The sequence below is a fragment of the Amycolatopsis sp. cg9 genome, from assembly GCF_041346945.1.
In the GTDB taxonomy this organism is placed as follows: Bacteria; Actinomycetota; Actinomycetes; order Mycobacteriales; family Pseudonocardiaceae; genus Amycolatopsis.
This window is the reverse complement of the sequence record NZ_CP166850.1, coordinates 8796917-8820634: the sequence shown is the minus strand read 5'-3', so window position 1 is coordinate 8820634 and position 23718 is coordinate 8796917. Positions and strand designations below refer to the sequence as shown.

Below are 23718 nucleotides of genomic sequence, written 5' to 3'. Positions count from 1 at the left end.
TTCCGCGCGGTGCGGGGAACTGCGGGCACGCCGAGGTCCGGGGCGATCCGGAAAGCCTAGTCGCGGTGCGCATTCGCCGAAAAAGAATCCCCCGGATGAGGGACCCTCGAATAAATGTGACAGGTTTTCGGATCCGGCGGAGCGAAAGATCGATTTCGCTCGTGGCGGTTTTCCGGCCGCGGAAGTCGGCTCAGCCGCCGTGGACGGCGGGGGCGGTCCGGGCTCTCTCGGCCAAGGTCGCCGAGGCCAGCTCCGCCACGAGCGCGGCCGGTGAGCCGGCCTTCGCGAACAGCGCGCGCTGGCGTGCCGCGCCGGTTTCGCCGGCCTGCACCGCGGCGAGCTGCCGGTCGATCGTCGCGAGGTCCCCGTTGGCCTGCAAGGCCGGCCGGACGTACGCCAGGAGCCGGTCGACGAGCACGTGCTGCGGGAGGACCTCCCCGGTGCGGGGATCGATGCCGTCGCCGGGGTGGCCGCCGCGGGCCGCGGCGGTGAGCGACGCCTCGACCAGCGCGGTCCGGACCGGCCGGGGCGCGACGCCGGCCCGGGCTTCCGCGAGGATCGTCACCACGAGGGCGCGGATCAGCCCGGCGAGCAGCACCGCGTCTTCGGCGGTCAAGCCGACGTCCGCGATGCGGATCTCGACCGTCGGGTACTTCGGCGAGAGCCGGGCGTAGTAGTAGACCCCGTGCGCGTCCAAGGCCGCGCCCCGGCGTACGGCGTCGTCGACGCTCGTGGCGTAGGCGGTCTCGTCCGGCCAGTCCAGCGGCGGCTTCGCGGTCGGCCAGCGCGACCACAGCGGGTACCGGCGGCTGGCCCATCCGGAGTCCTCGTCGTGGGCCAGCGGCGAATTGGCGCTGATGGCGAGCAGTGGGGCGAGCCAGGGACGCAGGCCCGCCAGGACCCGGACGCCGAGTGCCGGGGACGGGATGCCGACGTGCACGTGACAGGCGCAGGTGCCGGCTTCCGGGAGCAGCGCGGGAAACCGGGCGGCCAGCGCGCGGTACCGGGGTTCGGGCGTGATGCCGGGCAGGCCCGGCAGGTCGCCGCACGGCGGTGTCCCGGACGCCAGCAGCAGGCAGCCGGCTCGGCCGGCCGCGTCCGCCACGAGCCGGCGCAGCCCGAGCAGGTCCGCCCGTACGTCGGCGAGATCGGTGTGGATCCCGGTGGCGGTTTCGACCTGGAACCGCAGGAACTCCGGCATCACGGCGGGTTCGCCGTCGAGCAGTTCCAGCACGCGGGGCGCGGCGAGCGAAACCCCACCGGTCGCCGGGTCGACGAGGACGAACTCCTCTTCGACGCCGACGGTGAGGTCGTTCCTTTCCGGCAGCGAAAGTCGCACGTGCACGGGCAGGCTCCGTCCCTCGTCCGGATCGCCAGTGTCACCGGTTCGCCCGCGCCGGAGTAGGGCCGCACGTCACCTGTCGCGGACCTTTCGGCCTCCGCACGCCGTTCCGGGGCGGGTGGCCGCGGGAAAAGTCCCTTCGGCCCTCGGACTGGGGACGTGTGCCCGTGGGCAGACCGCCGCCGCGCCGGACACGATGGCCGAAGACCGGACGTCCGGGGCGAGCAGATCCGGGCCGGCCGGTCGGCGAGAGGACGACGCATGCAGATCCAGATCAGCACGGACCGGACGACGCACGGCGGCGAAGAGCTGGTCCGGCACTTCGAGGGGGAGCTGGCCGCCAAGCTGTCGCGGTTCAGCGACCACATCACGCGGCTGGAGGTCCACTTCAGCGAAGAATCCGGCACCGCCGACGGGCTGGACCGCCGCTGCGTGCTCGAGGCCCGGCCGGCCGGACGGCGGACGGTGGCCGTCAGCCACCACGCGGGTTCGGTCGCCGAAGCGTGCCGGGGTGCCGTGCACAAACTCGTGAGCGTGCTCGAAGGCGTGTACGGGCGGACGGACCACCACAAGGGCGGGGACTCCATCCGGCACCAGGGCGGGCACGCCGGGTCCTGACCGCGCCGCCGCCGCGAACCCGGTCTCAGTCGCCGTGGTCGCGAGCGCTGGGCAGCGGCGAGTCGATCTCCGGCCGGGCGGTCAGGCTTCGCACGCCCGAGCTGAAGACGGCGAGCAGGGGCACGGCGAGCAGCGCGCCGACGATGCCGGCGGTGACGAGCCCGGTGGTGAGGGCGAGGACCACGGCCAGGGGGTGCAGCCGGACGGCCCGTCCGAGCAGCAGTGGTTGCAGGACGTGGCTTTCGAGCTGCATGACGCCGACGACGACGGCGAGCACGATCACGGCCGCCAGCACGCCGTTGGCCACTAGCGCCACGAGGACGGCGATCGCGCCCGCGATCACCGAACCGATGACGGGGACGAACGCGCCGAGGAAGACGAGCGTGCTCAGCGGAGCCGCCAAGGGGACCCCGACGATCACGAGTCCGATGCCGATGCCGGCGGCGTCGACGAACGCGACGGCGGCGGTCCCGCGGATGTAGTGCGCCAGGGTGGTGAACCCGCTGCGCCCGGCGACGTCGACGCGGTTGCGCACGCGGGCCGGCGCGGCCCGCAGCACGAAGGCCCAGATCGTGTTTCCCTGCGCGAGGAAGAAAATCAGGCAGAACACGACCAGCAGGGACTCGGCGAGCAGTTCCCCGACGGTGATCGCGGTGGTGAGGGCGCCCGAGGCGATCACCGACTTGTTCCGGCCGAGCATGGCCGTGGCGTTGCCGAGCAGCTCGTCGAGCTGGCCCTGGCTCAGGTGCAGCGGTCCGGTGCGCAACCAGGTGTGCAGGTCGGTCAGGCTCGTGGTGACCTGGTCGATCAGGCCGGGCATGCCCACGGTGACGCTGATGACCACGAACGTCACCACGCCGCCGGCCAGCGCGATCCCCCCGACCAGCACGATCGCGGTCGCGAGTCCGCGCGGGACCCGGTGGCCCGTCAGCCAGGTGACGGCGGGGGAGAACAGGCCCGCGAGCAGCAGGGCCACGGCGACCGGGACCAGCACGGAGGCCAGCCGGACGGCGACGAACGCCAAGACGGTCAGTGCTGCCGCCACGACCAGCAAACGCCAGGCGACGGCGGCCGCGACGCGGAGCCCGTACGGCACCGGGGAAGGAGCGGGGTCCGGCATCCGATCAGCGCACCGGTGCGGCGGAGCGGGCCGGCGCCGGCGGGAAGATCCGGGTGGGTTCCGTAGCGGTCATGAACATCCTGCTCTCGGTGGGGGTCGGCCGGGGGCGGCCACATCGCCGGTCGCCACGAGAGCAGGGTCTGGACGCTCGGACTTCTGGTCGCCCGAGCATACCGCCGGCGGGGTCCCTTCCTCCGGGTTTAGGTCCCCGCCGGCGGGCTATCCCTCAGGTGATCGCCCCGGACCCTTGGCGGACAGGTACGTCAGCGGAAAAGAGTGATCGAAGATGACACGCACGTTGCCACGGCCACCGAAGACCGCCGAGCCGATCCTCGCGGGCGAAAAGTCCCGCACCGAAACCTTCTTGGTCAAGCTGTTCGCCGTGGTGCCGTTGCTGGCGCTGGCCGCGGCGGTGCCGTTCGCGTGGGGCTGGGGCCTCGGCTGGACCGACGTCGTCCTCACGGCCGGGTTCTACTTCCTGACCGGGCTCGGGGTGACGATCGGATTCCACCGCCACTTCACCCACGGCGCGTTCAAGGCCCGGCGCGGCCTGCGGATCGCGCTCGCCGTCGCCGGCAGCATGGCCATGCAGGGCCCGGTGGTCGGCTGGGTCGCCGACCACCGCCGCCACCACGCCTACGCCGACCGCGACGGCGACCCGCACTCCCCGTGGCGCTACGGCACGTCCGCGGCCGCGCTGGCCAAGGGGTTCTGGCACGCCCACATGGGCTGGCTGTTCGACCGGCGGAAGACCAACGCCCAGCGCTTCGCCCCCGATCTGCTCGCCGACCGCGACCTCGTCCGGATCGACCGCTGGTTCCCGGCGCTCACCGTGGTCACCCTGCTCACCCCGGCCGTGCTCGGCGGGCTGGTGACGCTGTCCTGGTGGGGTGCGCTGACGGCGTTCTTCTGGGCCGGCCTGGTGCGGGTGGCGGTGCTGCACCACGTCACCTGGTCGGTGAACTCCCTGTGCCACATGATCGGCGAACGGCCGTACGCCGCCCGCGACAAGTCCGCGAACTTCTGGCCGCTGGCCATCGCCTCGATGGGCGAGTCCTGGCACAACTCCCACCACGCCGACCCCACCTGCGCCCGCCACGGCGTCCGCCGCGGCCAGCTCGACATGTCCGCGCGCCTGATCCGGCTCTTCGAGGAACTCGGCTGGGCGACCGACGTCCGCTGGCCCCGGGCCGAGCACCTGGCTCGCCGGCTCAACCCCGGCTACACCGCGGCAGTGCGCGGAGCCGGCCGGCGCACCGCCGCACGAAGCTGACCAGCCGGGGAAGGCACCACGCGGCCCGGCCGCTGCGGGTCAGTACGGGGTTCCCGCTTCACCCGCGTCGGCGGACCGGTGCCCGCCGTTGGTGCCCGGCAGGCCGGGGCGGAACGGGATGCCCAGCGCCGCGAAGACGCCGAGCATCTTCGCGTTTCCCTCGTCCACGTCGGCGACGAGCATCCGCACCCCTTCGTGCTCCGCCGAGACGGCGAGCTGTTCGAGCAGCAGGGCCGCCACGCCGAGCGTCTGCCCGTGGCCGTCGACCACGAGGGCGACCTCCGCTTCGGCCGAGTCGGCCGAGATGTCGTAGCGGGCGACGCCGGCCAGCCGGGAGTGCACGAAGCACCCCAGTGCGGTGTGCCCGACGCCCGAACTTCGGGACAGCTGCACCGAAAGCTCGGCCAGCCCGGCCACGCCGAGGCCGAAGAACCGCAGGTGCCGGTCGCGCTCGGCGAGCCGGGCCCGCAGCGCGAGGACCGCATCGGCGTCGCAGGCTTCGAGCTTGCGCACCCAGGCGACTTCGCCGTCCGGGAGCAGGGCTCGGACCGGTGGGGTGGCGGTGGACATGGCTTCTCCTCACGAGGCCGGCGCCCGGGCACGGGTCCACAGTGCTCTGTCCTTTTCGCACAGAACACTGCGGAGTCCGTGGGCCGCGGGTCAGTTGTCGTCGGCCCGGGTTCCGTTCACCGCCGACTTCGGCGGCACGATCGGGGCCGTGACGGCCGGTTCAGGCCGGGTCGCGGCGGCGCTCTCGCGGGCCAGGAACGAGCCCAGCTCGCCGATGGTGCTCATCAGCGGGGCGGGGAACACGACGGTGGTGTTCTTGTCCACGCCGATCTCCACCAGGCTCTGCAGGTTGCGCAGCTGCAGCGCGAGCGGGTGCGCCATCATCGTGTCCGACGCGTCGCCGAGTGCGGCGGCGGCCAGGGATTCGCCTTCGGCGCTGATGATCTTGGCGCGCTTTTCGCGTTCCGCTTCGGCCTGCCGGGCCATCGCCCGTTTCATCGTGTCGGGCAGCTGGATGTCCTTCAGCTCCACCAAAGTCACCTCCACGCCCCAGTCGAGCGTGGTGACGTCCAGGATCCGGCGGATGTCGACGTTGATGCTGTCGGTCTCGGACAGCGTCTCGTCCAGCGTGTGCTGCCCGACGACCTTCCGCAGCGTCGTCTGGGCGATCTGGTCGATCGCGGCGTAGACGTTCTCGATCGCGACGACCGACTTCACCGCGTCCCGCACCCGGAAGTACGCCACCGCGGACACGTCCACGCTCACGTTGTCGCGGGTGATGATGCCCTGGGACTGGATGGGCATCGTGATGATCCGCAACGGCACCCGGCGCAGGACGTCGACGATCGGGATGATCAGCCGCAACCCCGGCTCGCGCACCCCGATGACCCGGCCGAGCCGGAACAGGACACCCCGTTCGTACTGCTTGACGATGCGCACCGCGGAAGCCAGGAGGAGCAGCAACGCGGCGGCGATGACGATGATCACGAGAACGTTCATGGTGCTCCAGACTTCGCGACTTCGCGCGGGTGGCGGCTCAGCCGGAGAGCGTCACCTGGTTGTCGACCGCGGTCACACCGGGGGCGAACCACGCGGTCTGCTCGGCCGAACGGCGTTCGGCCGGGGTGAGGACTTCGCCGGTCAGGGTGACCTGGCCGTCGTCGATGCCGACCTCGACGTGCTGCGCGAACCCCGGTGCGTGCCGGGCGAGCGCCGCGGTGAGCTGCGCCTTGGTCTCGGCCGCCGAAACCCCCGGCGAAGGCCGCAGTGTGATCAGGTTCCGCACCCCGCTGATGCCGGGGAGCGCGGCCACCGCCCGGCGGGCGGCTTCGCGCTGGTAGTGCCAATCCACCGACCCGCGCAGGGTGACCACCTGGTCGCGCACGTCGACCTGCACCGCGTCCTTCGGCACCAGGACGGTGCGGCGGTCGAACACGATCATGGCTTCCCGGGCGAGATCCGCGTCGGCCGCCACCTCGTGGCCGTGCCGGACGAGGATCTTGTCCACGGTCGAGGTGACCCCGTGGACCCGGCTCGCGGCGCGCAGGGCCTCTTCCTTCTCGGGGTAGGTGCCGACGTGCCCGGACAGCGTCGCGACTCCGTTCGTGACGGTCACGCCGATCTCTTCGGCGTTGACGCTGGGGGTCCAGGCGAGCTCATCGGTGACAGCGGTCTTGAGGTGATGATCGGGCCTGTGCTGGATCTGTGTCATCCCTCCACCGTGGTCCGCGCGCGCCGCGCGGCCTAGTGCCGCCGGACCTCTCTTCCGGGGTCGTTCGGCGTGGCGGGCGTAGCCTGGGGTGGTGGATGACAGCCTGCCGCCCGAACCGCCCGTCATCACCGTCTTCCTGGTCGACGACCACGAACTCGTGCGGCGCGGGGTGGCCGAGCTCGTCGACGACGAACCCGACCTGAAAGTCGTCGGGCAGGCCTCGTCGGTGGCCGAGGCGTTGGCCAGGGTGCCCGCGCTGCGCCCGGACGTGGCGGTGCTGGACGTGCGGCTGCCCGACGGCAACGGCGTCGAGCTGTGCCGCGACCTGCGCGTGGCGCTGCCCGCGCTGCGGTGCCTGATGCTGACTTCCTTCACCGACGAGGATTCGATGGTCGAAGCGGTGCTGGCCGGCGCCGAGGGGTACGTCATCAAGGACGTGAAGGGGCTGCAGCTCGTCGACGCGATCCGCCGGGTGGGGTCGGGCGAGACGCTGCTGGACGCCCGGGCGGTGGCCGCGCTCGTGACCGAGCTGCGGGCGAAGACCGGGAACCCCGGCCCGCTGGCGGGGTTGAGCGACCAGGAGCTCGTCCTGCTGGACCTGCTCGGGGAGAGCCTGACGAACCGGCAGATCGCCGAGCGGATGTTCCTGGCGGAGAAGACCGTCAAGAACTACGTGTCCCGCCTGCTGGCGAAGCTCGGCCTGGAACGGCGGTCCCAGGCGGCCGTGCTGGTCACCGGGATCCACGGTGCGGAGCGCCGTTCGGGCGGCTAGTGGCGAACGGGTGCGCGTCGCTGATCACGACGTCCTCGAGCGGCGTCCGCGCCTTGGCAGGCACCGCGGTGCCGTGGCCGAGGCGCAGCATGATCTGGGGCCAGAGCCCGCCGCCGACCAGCTGCCGCAGCTCACGCCGGGTCGACGGCACCGCCATCGCCTGCGCGGACAAGGCGGCCGAGAGTCCCGCGGCGGACGCCGTCAGCAGCACCCGCTGCATGGCCTGACCGGCCTGGAAGCGGCCGAGGACGGTGTCGTGCAGCGAGCCGATGACCACGACCAGCCGGTCCGGGTCGACGTCGAGGTCGCTCCCGCCGCCGGGCCCGGGGGTCGCGGGCGGGGTTTCGGTGCGGCGCATGATCTCCCGCAGCTGCGGCACCTGGTCGGCGGTGATGGTGGCCAGCCACGCGCGTTCCACCTCGGCCGCTCGCCTGAGCTGCCGCTGCACCGCGTCGGAGATGTGGGCGGCGGTGAACGGACGCCGGTTGCTCTGCCGGCCGGCGATGGCCGCCACGAGCTCCTCGTCGTGCGGGGTGATCGTCTCGTACCCGTGCGGCTGGACGATGGCGAGCAGTTCGGGCCGGCCCGCCGTGGGGAACAGCCGGACGTCGGCGTGGCTGCCCTGCGCCTTGATCGCCAGCCGGAGGTTGAGCAGGGCCGCGCCGCAGTCCAGCAGGCGTTCCCGCTGGTCGTTGTCGGTGCCGCCGGTGAGCGGATCGGCGTACAGCTCAAGGGAATCGGGCGTGCACTGGAATCGCCACGGCCGGGCGGTCCGCAGCGGCGGGGGAGCCGTGGCCGCGAGGAGGACGGCGTGCACCTGGCTTGCGCTGAGGTGCCCGACGGGCATGACACCGGTCTTCATGGACGGCTCCGACCTGTGGATTCCTGGATCGCTCCACCGTCCGCCCCGGCGACGGCCCCGGCCAAGTGCCGAACGGCCTCCGCGGCCGGGCGAAAGTCGTCGGTCGGGATCCCGCCGCGGACCGGGCCGGCGTGCCACTGTGGGGACATGCCCGAGGAAACGACGTCGGGCCGGGACCGGATGGACGCGCTGCCGGCGGCCGTCCTCGCGTTTTCCGCCGGTCTGGAGCTCGAGACGACGTTGCACCGGATCGTGACCGCCGCGGCGGGCCTGGTCGGCGCCCGGTACGGCGCGCTGGCCCTGCTCGACGAGGACGGCCGGACGACCGCGTTCGCCGTGACCGGCGTGGACGTCGCCACGCGGGAGGGGATGGGCCCGCCACCGGCCGGTCACGGCCTGCTCGGCACCCTCGTGACCGGCCGGGCGCCGGTGCGCCTCGCCGACCTGGGGCCGGCCCGCGGGTTCCCGCCGGGGCACCCTTCGCTGCGCAGCTTCCTGGGCGTCCCGTTGCTGGTGCGGGGCGAGGTGCTCGGCCGGCTGTACCTGAGCGGGGAGCAGCCGTTCACCGCCGACGACGAACGGACGATCGTCGCGCTGGCGGCGGCCGCCGGGATCGCCGTCGACAACGCGCGGCTCTACGAGGAGAGCCGGAGCAGGCAGCGGTGGCTGGAGGCCACCGGCGAGATCGCCGCGGAGCTGCTGGGCGGGACCGATGTGCACGAGGTGCTGCGCCTGATCGCGAGCCGGGCCGCGGAGCTCACCGGTGCCGACGACGCGCTCATCGCGCTGCCCGTGGCGGGTGGGGCGCTGGCGGTCGCGGTGTGCGCCGGCCCCGACGCGGACGAGCTGACCGGCCGCCGGATCCCGCTCGACGGGTCGACCTCCGGCGCGGTCCTGCTGGACCACGTGCCGCGCAGCGTCCCGAGCCTGGCGTTCGACCTGACCGACGGCCTCGACGTGGCTCTCGGCCCGGCGCTGGCGGTGCGGCTGCGGTCCGGCGAATCCACCGCGGGCGTGCTCCTGGCGATCCGCGGCCACGGGGCGGCGCGGTTCGACGAGCACGAGCTGCAGCTCGTGTCCGCCTTCGCCGACCAGGCCGCGCTGGCGCTGCGCGACGCCGAAAGCCAGGCCGCCCGCCGGGAGCTCGACGTCGTGGTGGACCGCGACCGCATCGCCCGCGACCTGCACGACCACGTCATCCAGCGGCTCTTCGCGGTGGGCCTGGGGATCGAGGGCACCCGCCGCCGATCCGGCTCGCCCGCGGTCACCGCCCGGCTCACCCAGCACATCGACCAGCTCCAGGACGTCATCGAGGAGATCCGCAGCGCGATCTTCGCCCTCCACAAGCAACCGGGAGCCGCACGGGGCCTGCGAGCGCGTCTCCAGAACGCGATCGCCGCTACGACGGCCGACTCCGCGATCCGCACGACGGTGCGGCTGTCCGGAGCGTTCGACCGCGTCCCGGCCGGACTGGCCGAGCACGCCGAGGCGGTCGTCCGCGAAGCGGTCAGCAACGTCCTGCGCCACGCGAGGGCGGCCGAGCTGGCGGTCACCGTGTCGTTGGACCGCGACTTGGTCGTCGAGGTGACGGACACGGGGATCGGGATGCCGGAAGCCGTGGCGCACAGCGGACTCCGCAACCTCGGCCAGCGCGCCACGGAGGCGGGTGGATCGTTGCGTCTGGAACGCCCGGCCGGGGGCGGCACCCGTCTGGTGTGGACGGCGCCGGTGCCCTGAGGTCGTCCTGCGGCGTCAGGACTCGGTGACGACCGTGTCCGCCCGAGCGGCGTCGAGCAGGATCTCCAGCAGTTCGCCCGGGTTGTCCCGCATGAGGTTGTGGCCACCGTCGAGGGCGTGCGTCGTCCACCCCGGCTCCGTGCGCAGGCGCTCGTAAATGGAAGTGAACGGTGACTCGCCCTCCCAGCCGGCCGCGTAGGCGTAAGCCCGGTGCCGGAGTCGCGAAGCGTTGCCCCACAAGCGAAGCGGCTGAAGCACCGACGCGAGGGGGTGCGGAGTGGCGCGCGGATCGAAGAACGGCAGTGGGCGCACGGCGTACCCGCTGTCCACGACGTCGAGGTACCACCGGCGTTCTTGCTCGGAGACCAGTGCCCAGCAGGAGTCGCCGTCTTCCGGTACGACGGCGTCGAGGTAGATCAGCCCCGACACTCGCTCGGGTGCGCGGTCGGCGGCGCCCGTGATCACCATTCCGCCGTAGCTGTGGCCGACCAGTACCGCGTCGTGGATGTTCTCGGCGGCCAGCAGTGCGGTGACGTCTTCGATGTGGGTGTCGAGGTTCACCCCGCCCGGCAGGAGGTGGCTGCGTTCGCCGAGGCCGGTCAGGGTCAGGGGATGGACGCGGTGGCCGTGTCCGCGCAGCTGTTCGGTGAGGTCGGCGAAGCACCAGCCGCCGTGGCACATGCCGGGAACGAGGACGTAGGAGGTCATGAGCGTGCTCCAGATACTTCGGGATCGGGTCGTGCGGGGACGGCCGCCAGTGCCGCCGCGATGGCGCAGAGGGTGGCGGTCCAGGCCAGGGGAGCGGCCGCCGAGGTGTGGTCGGCGAGCGTGCCGGCCAGCAGCGGGCCTGCGGTCTGCCCGGCGGCGAACAGCGTGGTGAACGCGGCCAGCGTGGCCGTCCAGTCGGCGGGTGCGATCGCGGTCCGGATGTGCGCGGTGACGGCGGCCGGGATCATCATGAAGGTCGCGCCGTAGGCGAGCACGGACGTGATCATGACCGCCGGTGCGGGGGACAGCAGCGGCAGCGCCGCGCCGCCGGCCAGCAGGGCGAGGACGAGCGCGAGTGCGCGGGTGCCGGGCCAGCGGGCGATCGGCCGGCTCCACAAGGCGGGAGCGGCCACGACGGCGATGCCCAGCAGCGTCCACGTCGACGTCACCTGGATGACCGAGGCGCGCTTGTCGGCCAGGTACACCGACAGGAAGGTGATGTAGGCGATGTAGCCGGCGGCGAAGAGGAAGTACGCCACCGCGACCCGCCAGAGGGGGCCGATCCGGGCCCAGCCGGCCGCACCGGCCGGCTGCTCCTCCTCCGCGCCCGCCGCCGGCCAGCTGATCAAGGCCGCCAACGCCGCTGCCACGCCCAGGCCGACCCAGGCCGGCCGCCAGTGATCGGCCAGGCCGGGGATGGCCGCGCCGCTGAGGATGATGCCCAGGCCGGTGCCCGCGAAGTAGATCGTGATGGGCTTGCCGGAGCCGGTGCGAGCCGCGGCGCGGGCCGCGATCACCCCGCCCGCGATGAACACCACCGCCCCGCTGGCGCCGGCCACGGCACGGAGGGTCAGCAGGACGGCGAAGACGTCGCTGGCCGCCGTGCCGCCCAGCGCCACCGCCGTGACGACCATGCCCCAGCGGAAGACCGCGGCGGTGCCCCACCGCCGCACCGACGCGGCCGCGATCACCGCGCCGAGCAAGTAGCCGAGCCCGTTCGCGGTGCTGATCGCCCCCGCGTCGGCCAACGTCCACCGGAGGTCGTCCCGCATGGCCGGCACGAGCAGCCCGTAGGCGAACCGCGCGAGCCCGAGGGCGGACGCGGTCCCGAACGCCAGCCGGGTGGCCTGGCCTGCCGTCATGCCCACCCCCAGTTCGAACCGATCGGTACGATCCGGACGCTAGCACACTGATCGAACCGATCGGTACCATCGGGGTATGCCCGTCGCCAAAGGCTCGACCATCGACCCCGGCCGCACGCGCGCCACGATCCTGCGGAACGCCACCCAGGTGCTCTACGAACGCGGGCTCGACGGCATCGGCGTCGCGGAACTCTGCTCGCGTCTCGGCGTGTCCAAGGAGACGCTCTACCGGCACTTCGGCACCAAGGACGGGCTCGTGCAAGCGATGCTCGAAGCGCGCAGCGACCGGGTCGTGCGCTGGCTGACCGACGCCGTCGACGCCGCCGGCGACGACCCGGCCGCTCAGCTCGGCGCGCTGTTCGAGGCCCTCCAAGCGTGGTACGACGTGCCGGGTTTCCGCGGCTGCGCCATGCTCAACGCCGCCGCCCAGCACCACACGAGCACCGTCCGGGCCATCACGGCGCGCCACCTCGGCCGCTACCGGGAACTGCTCGCCGCGATCGCCGATCGGGCCGGGGTCGCCGACCCGCAGCGCCTCGCGCGCCAGCTGCTCATCCTCGTCGAGGGCGCCACCGTCGTGGCGGACCACCACGACCGGAGCGGCGTCGGGGACGACGCACGCCAAGCCGCGCTCACCCTCCTCGCGGCGGCCAGTGGGGCGGACCGGTCGACCCGCGGGTGACCGTGGTCGCGCACCGGGTGGTTCAGTGGTCCACAATGGACAGCGGGTCCGGCCGAGCCCGCTACCAGGTGACGGGCAGGCTCGCGACGCCGCGCAGCAATCCGTCGCGGCGCCACTCGAGGTCCTCCGCGGCGATCGCGAGGCGCAGGCCCGGCAGGCGACGAACCAGTGTCGAGAGCAGGACGCGCAGCTCCAGCCTCGCCAGCGGCGCGCCGACGCAGTGGTGCGCACCGAAGCCGAACGCCACGTGGTGGTTGACCCTGCGGCCGAAGTCCAGGTCCCCGGCCGAGGCGAACACCGATTCGTCGCGGTTGGCCGAGTCCAGCTGGACCAGGACCGCGTCGCCGGCCCGGATGACCTGACCGCCGAGCTCGAGGTCCTCCGTGGCGATCCGCGCGAGGTCCACGACCGTCGCCAGCGGCACGAACCGCAGCAGCTCCTCCACCGCCGACGGGATCAGCTCGGGACGTGCGACGAGCGCCGTCCAGCGTTCGCGGTCGGCCAGCAGCTCGACCAGGAAGCTGCCGATCAGGTTCGCCGTGGTCTCGTGGCCGCCGGCCAGCAGCGCCACGCCGAGCATGAGCAGTTCGCCGTCCGTCAGGCGGTCGTCCTCGTCGCGGGCCGCGACGAGCGCGGTCAGCAGGTCGTCGGTGGGCTCGGCCCGGCGCCGCGCGATCAGCGTGGTCAGCGCGGCCGCCAGCCTCCCGCGTGCTTCCGCGACGTCGGCGGCGGTCACGGTCCCGCCCGAGGCGACGAGCGTTTCGGTGCACTCGCGCACCATCCGGCGCTCGCCCGGCGGCACGCCGAGCAGCTCGCCGATCACCTGCACGGGCAGCTCCCACGCCACCGCCGAGGCGAAGTCCACGGGCGGGCTGATGCCGTAGAGGAGCGTGTCGAGGATTTCCTGGATCCGGGGCCGGAGCAGCTCCACCCGCCGGCCGGTGAACGCCTTGGCCACCAGCGCCCGGACCCGGTCGTGCTCCGGCGGGTCCATGGCCAGCAGGTTGCCGGCCGGTTCGAAGCCGGGACGCCCGCGCGGCACGTCCGCCCCGGCCGCGGCGGCGCGCGAGAACCGGGAGTCCGACAGCACGAACCGCGTCTGCTCGTAGCGCGTCACGAGCCAGGCGTCACCGCCGTAGGGCATCGTGACGCGGGCCGGCGCCGCGGACTTCCGCAGCTCGGCGAACCGCGGGTGGACCTGCAGCGCGACGGCGTCCGCGAAGGGGTAGGGAACGGGCTGGACCGCCACCGCTTCATCGTGCGCCGTGCGTGAGCCTGGGTGTACCGCCCATCGGTGGCCGGCGAGGGCGACCTTGGACGCGGGTCCGGTACAGGTGAGCCGACAGCGTAGAACGTTTCATCCAGGGCTCCGCTCTCCTCGTTGACTTCCGGAAGGAACGGGTAGTAGCGTCACCGTGCCGGGACTTGAAACCTTTTAATGTGGAGGGCGCGATGGTGCGGCCTGATCCGGGACGTGCAGTCTTGGAGCCGCCCGGCGCGGTGACCGAGGGGGGCGCGTGAACGTCGCCGTGCTCGTCACCTGCATCAACGACTCGCTGTTCCCGGACACCGGCAAGGCGGTGTTCCGGCTGCTGCGGCGCCTCGGCGTGGCCGCCGACTTCCCGCCGGCCCAGACCTGCTGCGGCCAGCCGATGATCAACACCGGCTACCTCGACGAGGCGGTGCCGGTCGTGCGCGCCTTCGCGGACGCGTTCGCCGGGTACGACGCCGTCGTGACGCCGTCGGGCTCGTGCGCCGGCTCGGCCCGGCACCAGCACGGTCTCGTCGCCCGGCGCGCCGGGGACGCAGCGGGAGCCGGGCCGAAGGTCTACGAGCTGAGCGAGTTCCTCGTCGACGTGCTCGGCGTCACCGACGTCGGCGCCTACTTCCCGCACCGCGTCACCTACCACCCGACCTGCCATTCACTGCGCATGCTCGGCGTCGGCGACAAGCCACTGCGGCTGCTGCGCGCGGTCCGCGGGCTCGACCTCGTCGAGCTGCCCGCGGCCGACGAATGCTGCGGCTTCGGCGGCACCTTCGCGGTGAAGAACGCCGAGACGTCCACCGCCATGGGCGCGGACAAGGCCCGGCACGTCCGCGAGACCGGAGCCGAGGTGCTCGTCGCGGGCGACAACTCGTGCCTGCTGCACGTGGGCGGCCTGCTGTCGCGGCAGCGGTCCGGTGTCCGCGTGCTGCACCTGGCCGACGTGCTGGCTTCGACCGAGGGGGACGCGTGAGCGCCACGTTCGTCGGCATGCCCGCCTTCCCGGCGGCGGCCCGGGAAGCGCTGGCCGACACGCAGTTGCGCCGCAACCTCGCCCACGCCACCGGCACGATCCGCGGCAAGCGCGCGGCCGTCGTCGCCGAAGTGGCCGAGTGGGAGGAACTGCGCCTGGCCGGTGCCGCGATCAAGGACAACACGCTGCGCCGCCTCGACGAGCACCTGCTGACCCTCGAAGCGGCCCTGCGGGCCCGGGGCGCCACCGTGCACTGGGCCCGGGACGCCCGGGAGGCCTGCGACGTCGTCGCCCGGATCGCCCGGGAGCACGGCGTCGACGAAGTGGTCAAGGTCAAGTCGATGGCCACCCAGGAGATCGGGCTCAACGAGGCGCTCGCCGAGCACGGCGTCACCGCGTGGGAAACCGACCTCGCCGAACTCATCGTGCAGCTCGGCGACGACCTGCCCAGCCACATCCTGGTGCCGGCGATCCACCGCAACCGCGCGGAGATCCGGGAGATCTTCCGCCGCGAGATGGCCACGGCGGGCCGCCCGGCGCCCGAGGGCCTGACCGACGACCCGGCCGAGCTGGCCGGCGCCGCCCGGCTGCACCTGCGCGAGAAGTTCCTGCGCGCGAAGATGGCCGTCTCCGGCGCGAACTTCGCCGTGGCCGAGAGCGGCACCCTCGTGGTCGTGGAGTCCGAGGGCAACGGCCGGATGTGCCTGACGCTCCCGGAAGTACTCGTTTCGGTCGTGGGCATCGAAAAGGTCGTGCCCACGTGGTCCGATCTGGACGTGTTCCTCCAGCTGCTGCCGCGGTCGAGCACGGGGGAGCGGATGAACCCGTACACCTCGACGTGGTCGGGCACCACCCCGGGCGACGGGCCGCAGGAGATGCACGTCGTACTGCTCGACAACGGCCGCACCCGGGCGCTCGCCGACGAGATCGGCCGCCAGGCCCTGCGCTGCATCCGCTGCTCGGCGTGCCTCAACGTCTGCCCGGTCTACGAGCGCACCGGCGGGCACGCCTACGGCTCGGTGTACCCCGGGCCGATCGGCGCGATCCTCAACCCGCTGCTCAAGGGCGTCGGCGTCGACGAGCAGACCGACTCCCTCCCGTACGCGTCCAGCCTGTGCGGTGCCTGCTTCGAAGCGTGCCCGGTCCGCATCGACATCCCCGAGGTGCTGGTGCACCTGCGCTCCCGGGTGGTCGACGCGCAGCGCGGCGGCCCGCCCAAACCCGAGGCGGTGGCCATGAAAGCGGCGTCGTGGGTGCTCTCCGACGCCCGGCGGCTCGGTCTCGCCGAACGCGGCCTGAGCCTCGCGCACCGGTTCGGCCGGCGGGTGCTGCCGGGCGGTCGTCGCGGGCTGTCCCGCCTGCCGTGGCCCGGTTCACTGTGGACGAACGCGCGCGACCTGCCCGCGCCGCCGCGCGAGTCGTTCCGCGCCTGGTGGCGAAGGGAAAAGCGATGACGACCGCCCGCGAGGAGATCCTGGCGGCCGTCCGCGGCGCCATCCGGACCACGACTCAGGCCGAAGCGGCCGTCCCGCGCGGCTACCGCTCGGTGGTGGTCGACGACGTCGTCGCGCTGTTCGCCGAGCGCGTGGTCGACTACCGCGCCGAGCTCACCCGCTGCACCACCGCCGAACTGCCCGGGGCCATCCGGAGCGCACTGGGATCGGCGCGGAAGGTGCTGGTGCCCGAAGGGTTCCCGGTCGAGATCGGCGGCACCGGCGCGGCGCGGGCCGGAACCACCGCGGAGCTGGCCGGGTTCGACGCCGTCGTGACCACGGCCGCGCTGGGGATCGCGACCACCGGAACGCTGGTCCTCGACCACGGCCCCGGCCAGGGCCGGCGAGCGCTGAGCCTCGTGCCCGACGTGCACGTGTGCGTGCTCCGCGAGGACCGCATCGTGCCCGGCGTGCCGCAGGCCGTCGCCGCGCTGGACCCGGCCCGTCCGCAGACCTGGATCAGCGGGCCCAGCGCCACCAGCGACATCGAGCTGACCAGGGTGGAAGGCGTGCACGGGCCGAGGAGCTTGCACGTCATCGTCGTCTCGGAGTGAACGAAGGCGGACGTGCCGGCTCGGCCCCGCCGCTCAGGCGGGCTGGATGAGCTCGATCAGGTTGCCTTCGAGGTCCTTGACGTAGCCGAACCGGGCGCCGGGCCGGACGGCGTCGGCCGGGGGCCACACCGCCCGCGCGCCCGCGCCGGTCAGCCGGGCGTACGTCGCGTCGAGGTCGTCGACCTCGAGGGCCCAGTGGCCGTAGCCCTGGACGCGGAGGACGTCCACCGGGTCGGCGAACGTCTCCGGGCGGGTGGAACCGGCCCGTTCGATCAGCTCGATCCGGGTGCCGCCGCCGGTCTGCACCACGGCGGTGCGGACACCTGCCTCCGGCACCTCGAACTGCTCGACCACCTCGGTGAAGCCGAGGGCGTCGGCGTACCAGCGCCGCTGCGCGTCGAGGTCGGCGACGGAAACGCTGACGTGGTGGAACCGGACCATGACGGCCTCCCTGGCTTCGTGTTCTCCGTCCGAATGTAGGCAGCGACTACAATATTGTCAATGACTACATTGTGGGCGGTGGCTACACTGCGGCCATGGACGACACGGCGGCGCCCTACCACCACGGCAACCTGCGGTCCGCGCTGCTCGACCAGGCCGAGCGCGCCCTCGCGGAAGGCGGCCCGGCCGCGCTTTCGCTGCGGGGTCTCGCCCGCGAGCTGGGCGTGAGCCACAGCGCGCCGCGCCAGCACTTCGCCGACAAGCAGGCACTGCTCGACGCCCTCGCCCTGCGCGGCCTGCGGCGCCTCGGTGACGAGCTCGACGAGGGCCTCGGCCGGGCGAAGGGCGACTTCGAGGCGCGGCTGACCGCGTTCGCGCAGGTCTACGTCGGGTTCGCCACCCGGTTCCCGGCCCTGCTGGCGCTGGTGTTCGCGCACAAGGACAACCCGGCCCGCCCGGAGCTGCGCGAGGCGAACGAGCGGGCGTTCGCCGCCCCGGTGGCGCTCATCGGCGACGCGATGGAACGCGGCGAGATCGTCGGCGACGAGCCGGACCGCGTCGCGATGGCCGTGCTCACGGTCCTGCGGGGACTGGCATCGGTCATCACCGGCGGCATGATCGGCGACCGGCCACCCGACGCCGTGGTCACCGGAACGGTCCACACCCTCGTGCGGGGCCTGCTACCGCGGTGAGCGGCCGGCCACGGTCGCCTGCAGCCCCGAAGGACGTGTCCGCGTCGGTGGCACCGAGTACGACGTGTCCTTTGCGGACATCGAGGACGAGGAGCTGAACGACCGCATCGACGCGGCGTACCGCGAGAAGTACCGCCGCTACTCGAGCCCGGTGCGGTCGATCACGAGCCAGGAGGCCAGGGCCGCGACGCTCGAGCTGGTGCCACGCGGGCGGTGACCGGCGCCGCGCTCAGGCGACCGACCAGCCGCCGTCGCTGGGCAGCACCACGCCGTTGACGTTGGTGGCGTCGTCGCTGAGCAGCCACACGATCGAGGCCGCCACGTGCTCGGGTGCCGCCGGGGCCGGCATGGTCGCCCGCAGGACCGGACCGCTGCGTCCGGCCGCGTACGACGAGCGCATCCCGCCGTCGATGCCGGTGATCGTCGGTCCCGGGGCGACCGCGTTCGCCCGGACCCCTTGCGCGCCGTGGAAGAACGCGACGCTGGCGGTGTAGCCGACCACCGCGTGCTTCGACGCGGTGTAGGCCGCGCCCGCCGCCGACCCGCGCAACGCCGCCTCCGAAGCGACGTTCACGATCGACCCGCGGCCCGCCTCGATCATCCCCGGCAGGACCGCCCGGGTCAGCCGCATGGTCGCGGTCAGGTTGATGCCCAGCACGCGGTCCCACACCGCGTCGTCCACTTCGGACGGTGGCAGGAAACCGTCCATGATCCCGGCCACGTTGGCCAGCCCGTCGATCCGGCTGCCGCCCGCCGCGACGACCCGCGCCAGCACCGCCGGCTCGGTGATGTCCCCCGCGACGGCGGTGACGGATTCCTCGCCGCACTGCGCGACGAGGTCGGCCAGCCGGGCCGGGTCGAGATCGGCGGCCACCACGTGCCCGCCTTCGGCGGCGACGCGGACCGCGGCGGCGCGGCCGATGCCGGATCCGGCGCCGGTCACGATGATGGTGCGGTCGGTGAAGCGGCCGTCATCGCCGTTCTGCGGCATGGGATTCCTTCCCTCGGGTGGATCTGCGGACGTCCGCCGGTTCTTCCGCGGCGCCGGGCAGCTCCAGGCTGTCCCGGAGCGGTACGGGTTTCAGCAGGACCGCGGCGAGGACGCCGAGCAGTGCGATCCCGGCCGAGACGGCGAAGATGTGGCCGGTGGCGGCACCGTAGGCCGCCGGTGGCAGGTCGCCGGCCGCGGTCCGGCCGGCGACCTGGCGGGCGAGGACCGCGCCGAGGACGGCGACGCCGATGGTGCCGCCGAGGGAGCGGAAGAAGGAGACGGTGGCGCTGGCCGCGCCGATGTCGCGCAGGGGGACGGCGTTCTGCACGACCAGCACGAAGTTCTGGAGGGTCATGCCGACCCCGGTGCCGATCAGCAGCATCGCGACGGCGATGAAGGGCAGGGGAGTGCGCTCGTCGATGAAGCCGAGGCCCGCGAAGCCCGCGGTGAGGCTGAGGGCGCCGGCGACGAGGAACGGCTTGACGTGGCCGCTGCGGCTGATCCGGCGGCCGGCGACGATGGAGGAGACGAGGATGCCGGCCATCATCGGGATGGTCAGCAGCCCGGCCTCGGTCGGCGTGTGGGCCCGGCTGACCTGGAAGTACTGGCTGAGGAAGACCGCGGCGCCGTACATCGCGGTGCCGGCGGCCAGGCTGCCGAGGATGGCGAGCGCGGTGGTGCGCTGCCGGATGATGCGCGGGGGGACGACGGGCTCGGCGGCGCGGGTTTCGACCCAGGCGGCGAGCCCGAGCAGGACGCCGGTACCGCCGACGAGCACGGTTGTCTGCCAGGACGCCCACGGGAACGAGTCGCCGGCGAAGGACACCCAGATCAGCAGCAGGCTGACCCCGCCGGTGATGAGGGTGGCGCCCCAGTAGTCGATCCGCACGTTCTCCCGCCGCACCACGGGCAGCCGCAGGGTCAGCTGGAGCAGGACCAGAGCGGCCAGCGCCACGGGCACGCCGATGAAGAAGCACCACCGCCAGCCCAGCCACGAAGTGTCGACGATGAAGCCGCCCAGCAGCGGCCCGCCGATGGTGGACAGCGCCGTGACGCTGCTCTGGTAACCGGCGTAGCGGCCGCGTTCGCGCGGCGGGATCATCGCGGCGATGGCGATCTGGACCAGGGACTGCAGGCCGCCGACGCCGATGCCCTGCAGTGCGCGGGCCCCGATGAGCTGGCCGGTGTTCTGCGCCAGGCCCGCGGCGACCGAGCCGGCGATGAAGACGACGGTGGTGATCTGGATGAGCGACTTCTTGGGGTAGAGGTCGGCGAGCTTGCCCCAGATCGGGGTGGCCGCGGTGGCCGCGAGCAGCGTGGCGGTGACGACCCAGGCGTACTGGACGGGGGAGCCGTGCAGGTCGTGCAGCATGCGCGGCAGCGCGGTGGACACCACGGTGCTGCTCAGCGTGGAGACGAACAAGGCGAGCAGCAGGCCGCTGAGTGCCTGGAGGACCTGCCCGCGGGCGGGGGCGGTCACGATTCCTCCGCGGGAGTCAGGTGCAGGACGGTGCCGCCGGCGGCGGCGTAGAGGGACTTGTCGGCGGCCACGGCGAGGCCGGCGAAGGGCCGGGGGACACCGGGCAGGCCGTGGGCGCGCAATGCGGGCAGGTCGCCGGGCCGGCCGGGATTCGCCGGGAGGTCGGCGGCCTTCCGGACCGCACCGCTGCCGAGGTCCACCGCGACGAGCCGGCCCGCCGCGGTTTCGGCGACGTACAGGCAGCCGTCGCCGGCCGCGATCCCCTGCGGGGCATCGAGTCCGTCCGCCACGAGGACCGGGGTCGCACCGTCGAGGCGGTACACCGCGCCGCGTTCCTCGTCGCTGACATACCACTGCCCCGCGCTGTCGGCGGCCACGTCGACGGGGTGGCCGAAGCCGCCGGCGAGCACGCTGACCGTGTCATCGGTGGCGATGGTGAGGACGCGGCCCGCGCCCGCCTCGGCGACCACGAGCACGCCGTCCGCGCGGACGGCGATGCCCACCGGCTCGGCCAGGCCGTCCGCTCGCACGCGGACGGCCCGCGTCGTCCGGTCGTACGTCCGGACCTGCCCGAACTGGGAGGTCAGGTGCAGTAGGTCGCCGTCGGCGGTGATGCCGTGCGCGAACGTGAGCAGTTCGGTCGTGGTGACCTCGCCCGCCGGTTGCCGCGGTTCGGCGACGCGGTAGTGGTCGGCGGTGAGCACGGTGCCGCCGAGGTCGACCGTCACGCCGTAGGGGCCGGCGAAGCCGCGCGGTGCGATCTCCCGGGTCCGGCCGTCGGGGTGCAGTTCGGTGATGCCGCCGCCGGCGTAGCTGGAGACGAACATGCGGTTCTCCGCGTCGAAAGCGGCGTTGTCCAGGGCCGGCAGCCCGCTGGTGAGCAGCGTCCGGTCACCGGTGCCGAACAGGTCGATGCGGGTGACGATGCCGGCCGCGCCGCGGGAAAGCACCTGCAGCACGCCGCCCCGGTCGAACCGGACGGCGACCGGCTCGTGCACGGCCGCGGCGACGAGCTCCGGGGTACCCCCGTCGGGCGGGATCCGGAAGACCTCGCCGGTGAGCATGTGCGGGTAGTAGAGGGCACCGTCCGGGCCGAGTTGCATGGCGTTGCCCATGGCCAGCCCGCCGGTGAGCACGACGGGCCCGGCCGCGCCCAGCTCCAGCAGCCGGCCGTCCGGGACCATCTCGTTGACGAACAGGCGGTCGCCGACGCAGGCGATCCCGTTGGGCAGGCGGACCTGGTCGGTGACCAGGGTGAACGTCGCGTCGGGACGCCGGCGCCACACCCGGCCGGGCACGAGGTCGGTGATGTACATCGACCCGTCGGCACCGAACGCGAGGTCGTCCGGTGCCTGCACCGGCCCACCGGCCGGCACGATCACCTCGACCTCGCCGGTGGCCACGTCGACGGCGCTGATTTCGCCGGCCAGGAACTGCGCCGCGTACAGCCGCCCGTCCGGGCCGAAGGCGACTCCGTTCGACCCCCGCAGCGGCGTTTCCCGGGTCAGCCGGCAGGTGCGGAAGCCGCTCATGCGCCGACCAGGACGTCGTCCATCCCGCCTTCTTCGCGCCAGCGGCGGAGCAGATCGTGGAAGACGATCGGCCCCGGGGCGAAGGAGTTGCCCGCCGGCCGGGGTTTGCCTTCGTTGTTGTAGTAACCGGGGGTGCACGCCGCCAGGAACACGGAGTTGTCGCGGGCGTGGGCGCGAAGGGTGGCGACCCACGCCTCCTGGGCTTCGGCGGTCGGCTCGACACACCGGGCGTCGCGCTTGCGGGCCTCGGCGACGACCGCGCCGATGTGCGCGGCCTGCTCCTGGAGGATGTGCACGAAGTTCACGGCGGAGGCGTTCTGCAGCGGCCCGAGGTGGAACAGGTTCGGGAAGCCGTGGCTGTAGAAGCCGTGCAGTGTCTTCGGTCCCTGCCGCCACGCCTGCAGCAAGGGCGTGCCGCCGCGGCCGTACACCGGCAGCGCGCCGGAGAGGATGCCGGAAACGCCGACTTCGAAGCCGGTGGCGAAGATGACGCAGTCCAGCTCGACCTCGCGATCGCCGACGACGACGGCGTTCTCGGTCATCCGGGTGATGCCGCCCGAGTCGGCGGTGTCGACCAGCGTGACGTTGGGGCGGTTGAACGTCTGCAGGTAGGAGTCGCTGAACGTTGGCCGCTTGCACATGTAGCGGTACCAGGGCTTGAGCAGTTCCGCCGTGGCCGGGTCGGTCACGACCTCGTCGACGCGGGCGCGGATCTCGTTCATCTTCCGGAAGTCCGCGATTTCGTCGAGGTACTCGCGGTCCTCGACCGGCAGGGCGGTGTCGACGGTTCCGCTGAGCATCTGGCGCTGCAGCCGGCCGGTGCCGGTCCAGCCGTCGCCGATCAGGTCGGTGTCGACGTGGCCGCCGGTGACGAGGGCGAGGAAGTTGTCCATCCGCTCCCGCTGCCAGCCCGGCTTCAGCGACGCCGCCCAGGTGGGGTCGGTGGGGCGGTTGCCGCGCACGTCCACCGACGAGGGCGTGCGCTGGAAGACGTAGAGCTGCCGGGCGTCGCGGCCGAGGTGGGGGATGACCTGGATCCCGGTGGCGCCGGTGCCGACGACCCCGACCTTCTTGTCGGCGAGCCGGTGAAGGCCACCGTCGGCGGTGCCGCCGGTGTAGCCGTAGTCCCAGCGGCTGGTGTGGAAGGTGTGCCCGCGGAAGGTCTCGATCCCGGGGATGCCGGGCAGCTTCGGCTGCGTGAGCGTGCCGGAGGACACGACGACGTAGCGGGCGCGGAAGTCGTCGCCGCGGTCCGTGCGCACCTGCCATTCGCCGGCGGCGTCGTCCCAGCGCAGCTCGGTGACGCGGGTGTGGAACAGGGTGTCCCGGTAGAGGTCGTAGTGCTTCGCGATGGCGATCGCGTGCTGCCGGATCTCCTCGCCCGGCGCGTAGCGCCACTTCGGCAGGTAGCCGACCTCTTCCAGCAAGGGCAGGTATTCGTAGGACTCGATGTCGCAGTGGATGCCCGGGTAGCGGTTCCAGTACCAGGTGCCGCCGAAGTCCCCGGCCTCGTCGAGCACGCGGATGTCGGTCACCCCGGCCTCCCGCAGCCGGGCACCGGTCAGCAGGCCACCGAAGCCCCCGCCGACGACGACCGCCTCGACCCGGTCCCCGACCGGCGGCCGTTCGGCCCGTTCGGTGTAGGGATCGACGGCGTAGTAACCGAACTCGCCCGCCGCCCGCCGGTACTGGGCGGCGCCGTCGGGGCGGATCCGGCGGTCCCGTTCCCGGCGGTACTTGCTGCGCAGGGCCGCGGGATCGAAGCCGAGCTCCTCGGGATCGAACCGGGTGCCGGCCGGGTCTGCCGGAAGGGGGGACATG

23 protein-coding genes and 1 pseudogene are annotated in these 23718 nt (G+C 73.0%); 10 read left to right on the top strand and 14 right to left on the bottom strand.

Translation table 11 applies throughout. From position 1 onward, the window contains the following. Nucleotides 1–190 precede the first annotated feature (190 nt). Complete coding sequence (locus AB5J73_RS40520; protein WP_370964297.1) at nucleotides 191–1345, bottom strand: glutamate--cysteine ligase; 1155 nt, start codon at nucleotides 1343–1345, stop codon at nucleotides 191–193. 258 nt (nucleotides 1346–1603) lie between these two features. On the opposite strand from AB5J73_RS40520, the gene AB5J73_RS40515 reads away from it, so the two are divergent. Beyond that, complete coding sequence (locus tag AB5J73_RS40515) at nucleotides 1604–1960, top strand: HPF/RaiA family ribosome-associated protein (RefSeq protein ID WP_370964296.1); 357 nt, start codon at nucleotides 1604–1606, stop codon at nucleotides 1958–1960. A 25-nt stretch (nucleotides 1961–1985) separates the two neighbouring features. Here the strand turns inward: AB5J73_RS40515 and AB5J73_RS40510 are convergent, their stop codons facing one another. Beyond that, nucleotides 1986–3080 (bottom strand): AI-2E family transporter, encoded by a 1095-nt coding sequence (locus AB5J73_RS40510; RefSeq protein WP_370964295.1) that lies wholly within the window; start codon nucleotides 3078–3080, stop codon nucleotides 1986–1988. 286 nt (nucleotides 3081–3366) lie between these two features. Between AB5J73_RS40510 and AB5J73_RS40505 the strand changes: the two genes are divergently transcribed. Further along, nucleotides 3367–4353, top strand: a complete 987-nt coding sequence (locus AB5J73_RS40505) for an acyl-CoA desaturase (RefSeq protein ID WP_370964294.1) — start codon at nucleotides 3367–3369, stop codon at nucleotides 4351–4353. Between the two features lie 39 nt (nucleotides 4354–4392). On the opposite strand, the gene AB5J73_RS40500 is transcribed toward AB5J73_RS40505, so the two are convergent. The 3 genes from AB5J73_RS40500 to AB5J73_RS40490 all read right to left on the bottom strand — a co-directional run bounded on the left by AB5J73_RS40500 (nucleotide 4393) and on the right by AB5J73_RS40490 (nucleotide 6574). Further along, nucleotides 4393–4923 carry an N-acetyltransferase family protein gene (locus tag AB5J73_RS40500; RefSeq protein ID WP_370964293.1) on the bottom strand — a complete coding sequence of 177 codons (531 nt, stop codon included), beginning with the start codon at nucleotides 4921–4923 and terminating at the stop codon, nucleotides 4393–4395. Nucleotides 4924–5013: 90 nt separating this feature from the next. Continuing rightward, nucleotides 5014–5862, bottom strand: a complete 849-nt coding sequence (locus AB5J73_RS40495) for a slipin family protein (protein WP_370964292.1) — start codon at nucleotides 5860–5862, stop codon at nucleotides 5014–5016. A 37-nt stretch (nucleotides 5863–5899) separates the two neighbouring features. Beyond that, nucleotides 5900–6574, bottom strand: a complete 675-nt coding sequence (locus tag AB5J73_RS40490; protein ID WP_370964291.1) for a BON domain-containing protein — start codon at nucleotides 6572–6574, stop codon at nucleotides 5900–5902. 91 nt (nucleotides 6575–6665) lie between these two features. Between AB5J73_RS40490 and AB5J73_RS40485 the strand changes: the two genes are divergently transcribed. Continuing rightward, entirely contained in the window at nucleotides 6666–7346 is a 681-nt protein-coding gene (locus AB5J73_RS40485; RefSeq protein ID WP_370964290.1) for a response regulator, read from the top strand. On the opposite strand, the gene AB5J73_RS40480 is transcribed toward AB5J73_RS40485, so the two are convergent. Next, nucleotides 7306–8208: a hypothetical protein gene (locus AB5J73_RS40480; RefSeq protein WP_370964289.1), complete on the bottom strand. Its 903-nt coding sequence runs from the start codon at nucleotides 8206–8208 to the stop codon at nucleotides 7306–7308. The genes AB5J73_RS40485 and AB5J73_RS40480 overlap by 41 nt on opposite strands. A gap of 147 nt (nucleotides 8209–8355) precedes the next feature. On the opposite strand from AB5J73_RS40480, the gene AB5J73_RS40475 reads away from it, so the two are divergent. Beyond that, on the top strand, nucleotides 8356–9945 hold the full coding sequence (locus AB5J73_RS40475) for a GAF domain-containing sensor histidine kinase (RefSeq protein WP_370964288.1): 1590 nt from the start codon (nucleotides 8356–8358) through the stop codon (nucleotides 9943–9945). Nucleotides 9946–9960: 15 nt separating this feature from the next. On the opposite strand, the gene AB5J73_RS40470 is transcribed toward AB5J73_RS40475, so the two are convergent. After that, nucleotides 9961–10653 (bottom strand): alpha/beta fold hydrolase, encoded by a 693-nt coding sequence (locus AB5J73_RS40470; protein WP_370964287.1) that lies wholly within the window; start codon nucleotides 10651–10653, stop codon nucleotides 9961–9963. Continuing rightward, nucleotides 10650–11795: a YbfB/YjiJ family MFS transporter gene (locus AB5J73_RS40465; protein WP_370964286.1), complete on the bottom strand. Its 1146-nt coding sequence runs from the start codon at nucleotides 11793–11795 to the stop codon at nucleotides 10650–10652. Before AB5J73_RS40465 ends, AB5J73_RS40470 begins: the two co-directional genes overlap by 4 nt. Before the next feature lie 76 nt (nucleotides 11796–11871). Between AB5J73_RS40465 and AB5J73_RS40460 the strand changes: the two genes are divergently transcribed. Then, a complete protein-coding gene (locus tag AB5J73_RS40460) occupies nucleotides 11872–12477 on the top strand; it encodes a TetR/AcrR family transcriptional regulator (RefSeq protein ID WP_370964285.1) in 606 nt (201 codons plus the stop codon). Between the two features lie 61 nt (nucleotides 12478–12538). Here the strand turns inward: AB5J73_RS40460 and AB5J73_RS40455 are convergent, their stop codons facing one another. Continuing rightward, nucleotides 12539–13726 (bottom strand): cytochrome P450, encoded by a 1188-nt coding sequence (locus AB5J73_RS40455; protein ID WP_370964284.1) that lies wholly within the window; start codon nucleotides 13724–13726, stop codon nucleotides 12539–12541. Nucleotides 13727–13994: 268 nt separating this feature from the next. Here AB5J73_RS40455 and AB5J73_RS40450 point away from each other — a divergent pair, with 268 nt between their 5' ends. Genes AB5J73_RS40450 through AB5J73_RS40440 form a run of 3 tightly spaced genes read left to right on the top strand, consistent with a single transcriptional unit; the run spans nucleotide 13995 to nucleotide 16761 of the window. Further along, entirely contained in the window at nucleotides 13995–14714 is a 720-nt protein-coding gene (locus AB5J73_RS40450; protein ID WP_370964283.1) for a (Fe-S)-binding protein, read from the top strand. Between the two features lie 17 nt (nucleotides 14715–14731). Next, the gene (locus tag AB5J73_RS40445; RefSeq protein WP_370973473.1) at nucleotides 14732–16168 is read left to right on the top strand and encodes a lactate utilization protein B; all 1437 of its coding nucleotides are present in this window, start codon (nucleotides 14732–14734) and stop codon (nucleotides 16166–16168) included. Continuing rightward, nucleotides 16165–16761 carry a lactate utilization protein C gene (locus AB5J73_RS40440; protein ID WP_370964282.1) on the top strand — a complete coding sequence of 199 codons (597 nt, stop codon included), beginning with the start codon at nucleotides 16165–16167 and terminating at the stop codon, nucleotides 16759–16761. The genes AB5J73_RS40445 and AB5J73_RS40440 overlap by 4 nt, the downstream gene beginning before the upstream one ends. Nucleotides 16762–16794: 33 nt before the next feature. Here the strand turns inward: AB5J73_RS40440 and AB5J73_RS40435 are convergent, their stop codons facing one another. After that, nucleotides 16795–17202 carry a VOC family protein gene (locus AB5J73_RS40435; RefSeq protein ID WP_370964281.1) on the bottom strand — a complete coding sequence of 136 codons (408 nt, stop codon included), beginning with the start codon at nucleotides 17200–17202 and terminating at the stop codon, nucleotides 16795–16797. 95 nt (nucleotides 17203–17297) lie between these two features. On the opposite strand from AB5J73_RS40435, the gene AB5J73_RS40430 reads away from it, so the two are divergent. Beyond that, entirely contained in the window at nucleotides 17298–17894 is a 597-nt protein-coding gene (locus AB5J73_RS40430) for a TetR/AcrR family transcriptional regulator (RefSeq protein ID WP_370964280.1), read from the top strand. Between the two features lie 34 nt (nucleotides 17895–17928). Beyond that, nucleotides 17929–18111 (top strand): annotated as a pseudogene (locus AB5J73_RS40425) (DUF2255 family protein); the annotation flags it as partial. Nucleotides 18112–18123: 12 nt separating this feature from the next. Here the strand turns inward: AB5J73_RS40425 and AB5J73_RS40420 are convergent. The 4 genes from AB5J73_RS40420 to AB5J73_RS40405 are packed head-to-tail and all read right to left on the bottom strand — an operon-like array spanning nucleotide 18124 to nucleotide 23717. Then, on the bottom strand, nucleotides 18124–18885 hold the full coding sequence (locus AB5J73_RS40420) for an SDR family NAD(P)-dependent oxidoreductase (RefSeq protein WP_370964279.1): 762 nt from the start codon (nucleotides 18883–18885) through the stop codon (nucleotides 18124–18126). Next, nucleotides 18866–20365: an MDR family MFS transporter gene (locus AB5J73_RS40415; protein WP_370964278.1), complete on the bottom strand. Its 1500-nt coding sequence runs from the start codon at nucleotides 20363–20365 to the stop codon at nucleotides 18866–18868. Before AB5J73_RS40415 ends, AB5J73_RS40420 begins: the two co-directional genes overlap by 20 nt. After that, a complete protein-coding gene (locus AB5J73_RS40410) occupies nucleotides 20362–21897 on the bottom strand; it encodes a PQQ-binding-like beta-propeller repeat protein (RefSeq protein WP_370964277.1) in 1536 nt (511 codons plus the stop codon). Before AB5J73_RS40410 ends, AB5J73_RS40415 begins: the two co-directional genes overlap by 4 nt. After that, a complete protein-coding gene (locus tag AB5J73_RS40405) occupies nucleotides 21894–23717 on the bottom strand; it encodes a flavin-containing monooxygenase (protein ID WP_370964276.1) in 1824 nt (607 codons plus the stop codon). The genes AB5J73_RS40410 and AB5J73_RS40405 overlap by 4 nt, the downstream gene beginning before the upstream one ends. Nucleotide 23718 lies beyond the last annotated feature (1 nt).

Excerpts from the sequence above, each read along its gene's own strand:
- AB5J73_RS40430 (WP_370964280.1), top strand. The coding sequence starts at position 17,298 with ATGGACGACACGGCGGCGCCCTACCACCACGGCAACCTGCGGTCCGCG.
- AB5J73_RS40495 (WP_370964292.1), bottom strand. The coding sequence starts at position 5,862 with ATGAACGTTCTCGTGATCATCGTCATCGCCGCCGCGTTGCTGCTCCTC.
- AB5J73_RS40440 (WP_370964282.1), top strand. The coding sequence starts at position 16,165 with ATGACGACCGCCCGCGAGGAGATCCTGGCGGCCGTCCGCGGCGCCATC.
- AB5J73_RS40435 (WP_370964281.1), bottom strand. The coding sequence starts at position 17,202 with ATGGTCCGGTTCCACCACGTCAGCGTTTCCGTCGCCGACCTCGACGCG.
- AB5J73_RS40470 (WP_370964287.1), bottom strand. The coding sequence starts at position 10,653 with ATGACCTCCTACGTCCTCGTTCCCGGCATGTGCCACGGCGGCTGGTGC.
- AB5J73_RS40445 (WP_370973473.1), top strand. The coding sequence starts at position 14,732 with ATGCCCGCCTTCCCGGCGGCGGCCCGGGAAGCGCTGGCCGACACGCAG.
- AB5J73_RS40500 (WP_370964293.1), bottom strand. The coding sequence starts at position 4,923 with ATGTCCACCGCCACCCCACCGGTCCGAGCCCTGCTCCCGGACGGCGAA.
- AB5J73_RS40505 (WP_370964294.1), top strand. The coding sequence starts at position 3,367 with ATGACACGCACGTTGCCACGGCCACCGAAGACCGCCGAGCCGATCCTC.
- AB5J73_RS40460 (WP_370964285.1), top strand. The coding sequence starts at position 11,872 with ATGCCCGTCGCCAAAGGCTCGACCATCGACCCCGGCCGCACGCGCGCC.
- AB5J73_RS40510 (WP_370964295.1), bottom strand. The coding sequence starts at position 3,080 with ATGCCGGACCCCGCTCCTTCCCCGGTGCCGTACGGGCTCCGCGTCGCG.
- AB5J73_RS40465 (WP_370964286.1), bottom strand. The coding sequence starts at position 11,795 with ATGACGGCAGGCCAGGCCACCCGGCTGGCGTTCGGGACCGCGTCCGCC.
- AB5J73_RS40405 (WP_370964276.1), bottom strand. The coding sequence starts at position 23,717 with ATGTCCCCCCTTCCGGCAGACCCGGCCGGCACCCGGTTCGATCCCGAG.
- AB5J73_RS40420 (WP_370964279.1), bottom strand. The coding sequence starts at position 18,885 with ATGCCGCAGAACGGCGATGACGGCCGCTTCACCGACCGCACCATCATC.
- AB5J73_RS40490 (WP_370964291.1), bottom strand. The coding sequence starts at position 6,574 with ATGACACAGATCCAGCACAGGCCCGATCATCACCTCAAGACCGCTGTC.
- AB5J73_RS40480 (WP_370964289.1), bottom strand. The coding sequence starts at position 8,208 with ATGAAGACCGGTGTCATGCCCGTCGGGCACCTCAGCGCAAGCCAGGTG.
- AB5J73_RS40410 (WP_370964277.1), bottom strand. The coding sequence starts at position 21,897 with ATGAGCGGCTTCCGCACCTGCCGGCTGACCCGGGAAACGCCGCTGCGG.
- AB5J73_RS40515 (WP_370964296.1), top strand. The coding sequence starts at position 1,604 with ATGCAGATCCAGATCAGCACGGACCGGACGACGCACGGCGGCGAAGAG.
- AB5J73_RS40475 (WP_370964288.1), top strand. The coding sequence starts at position 8,356 with ATGCCCGAGGAAACGACGTCGGGCCGGGACCGGATGGACGCGCTGCCG.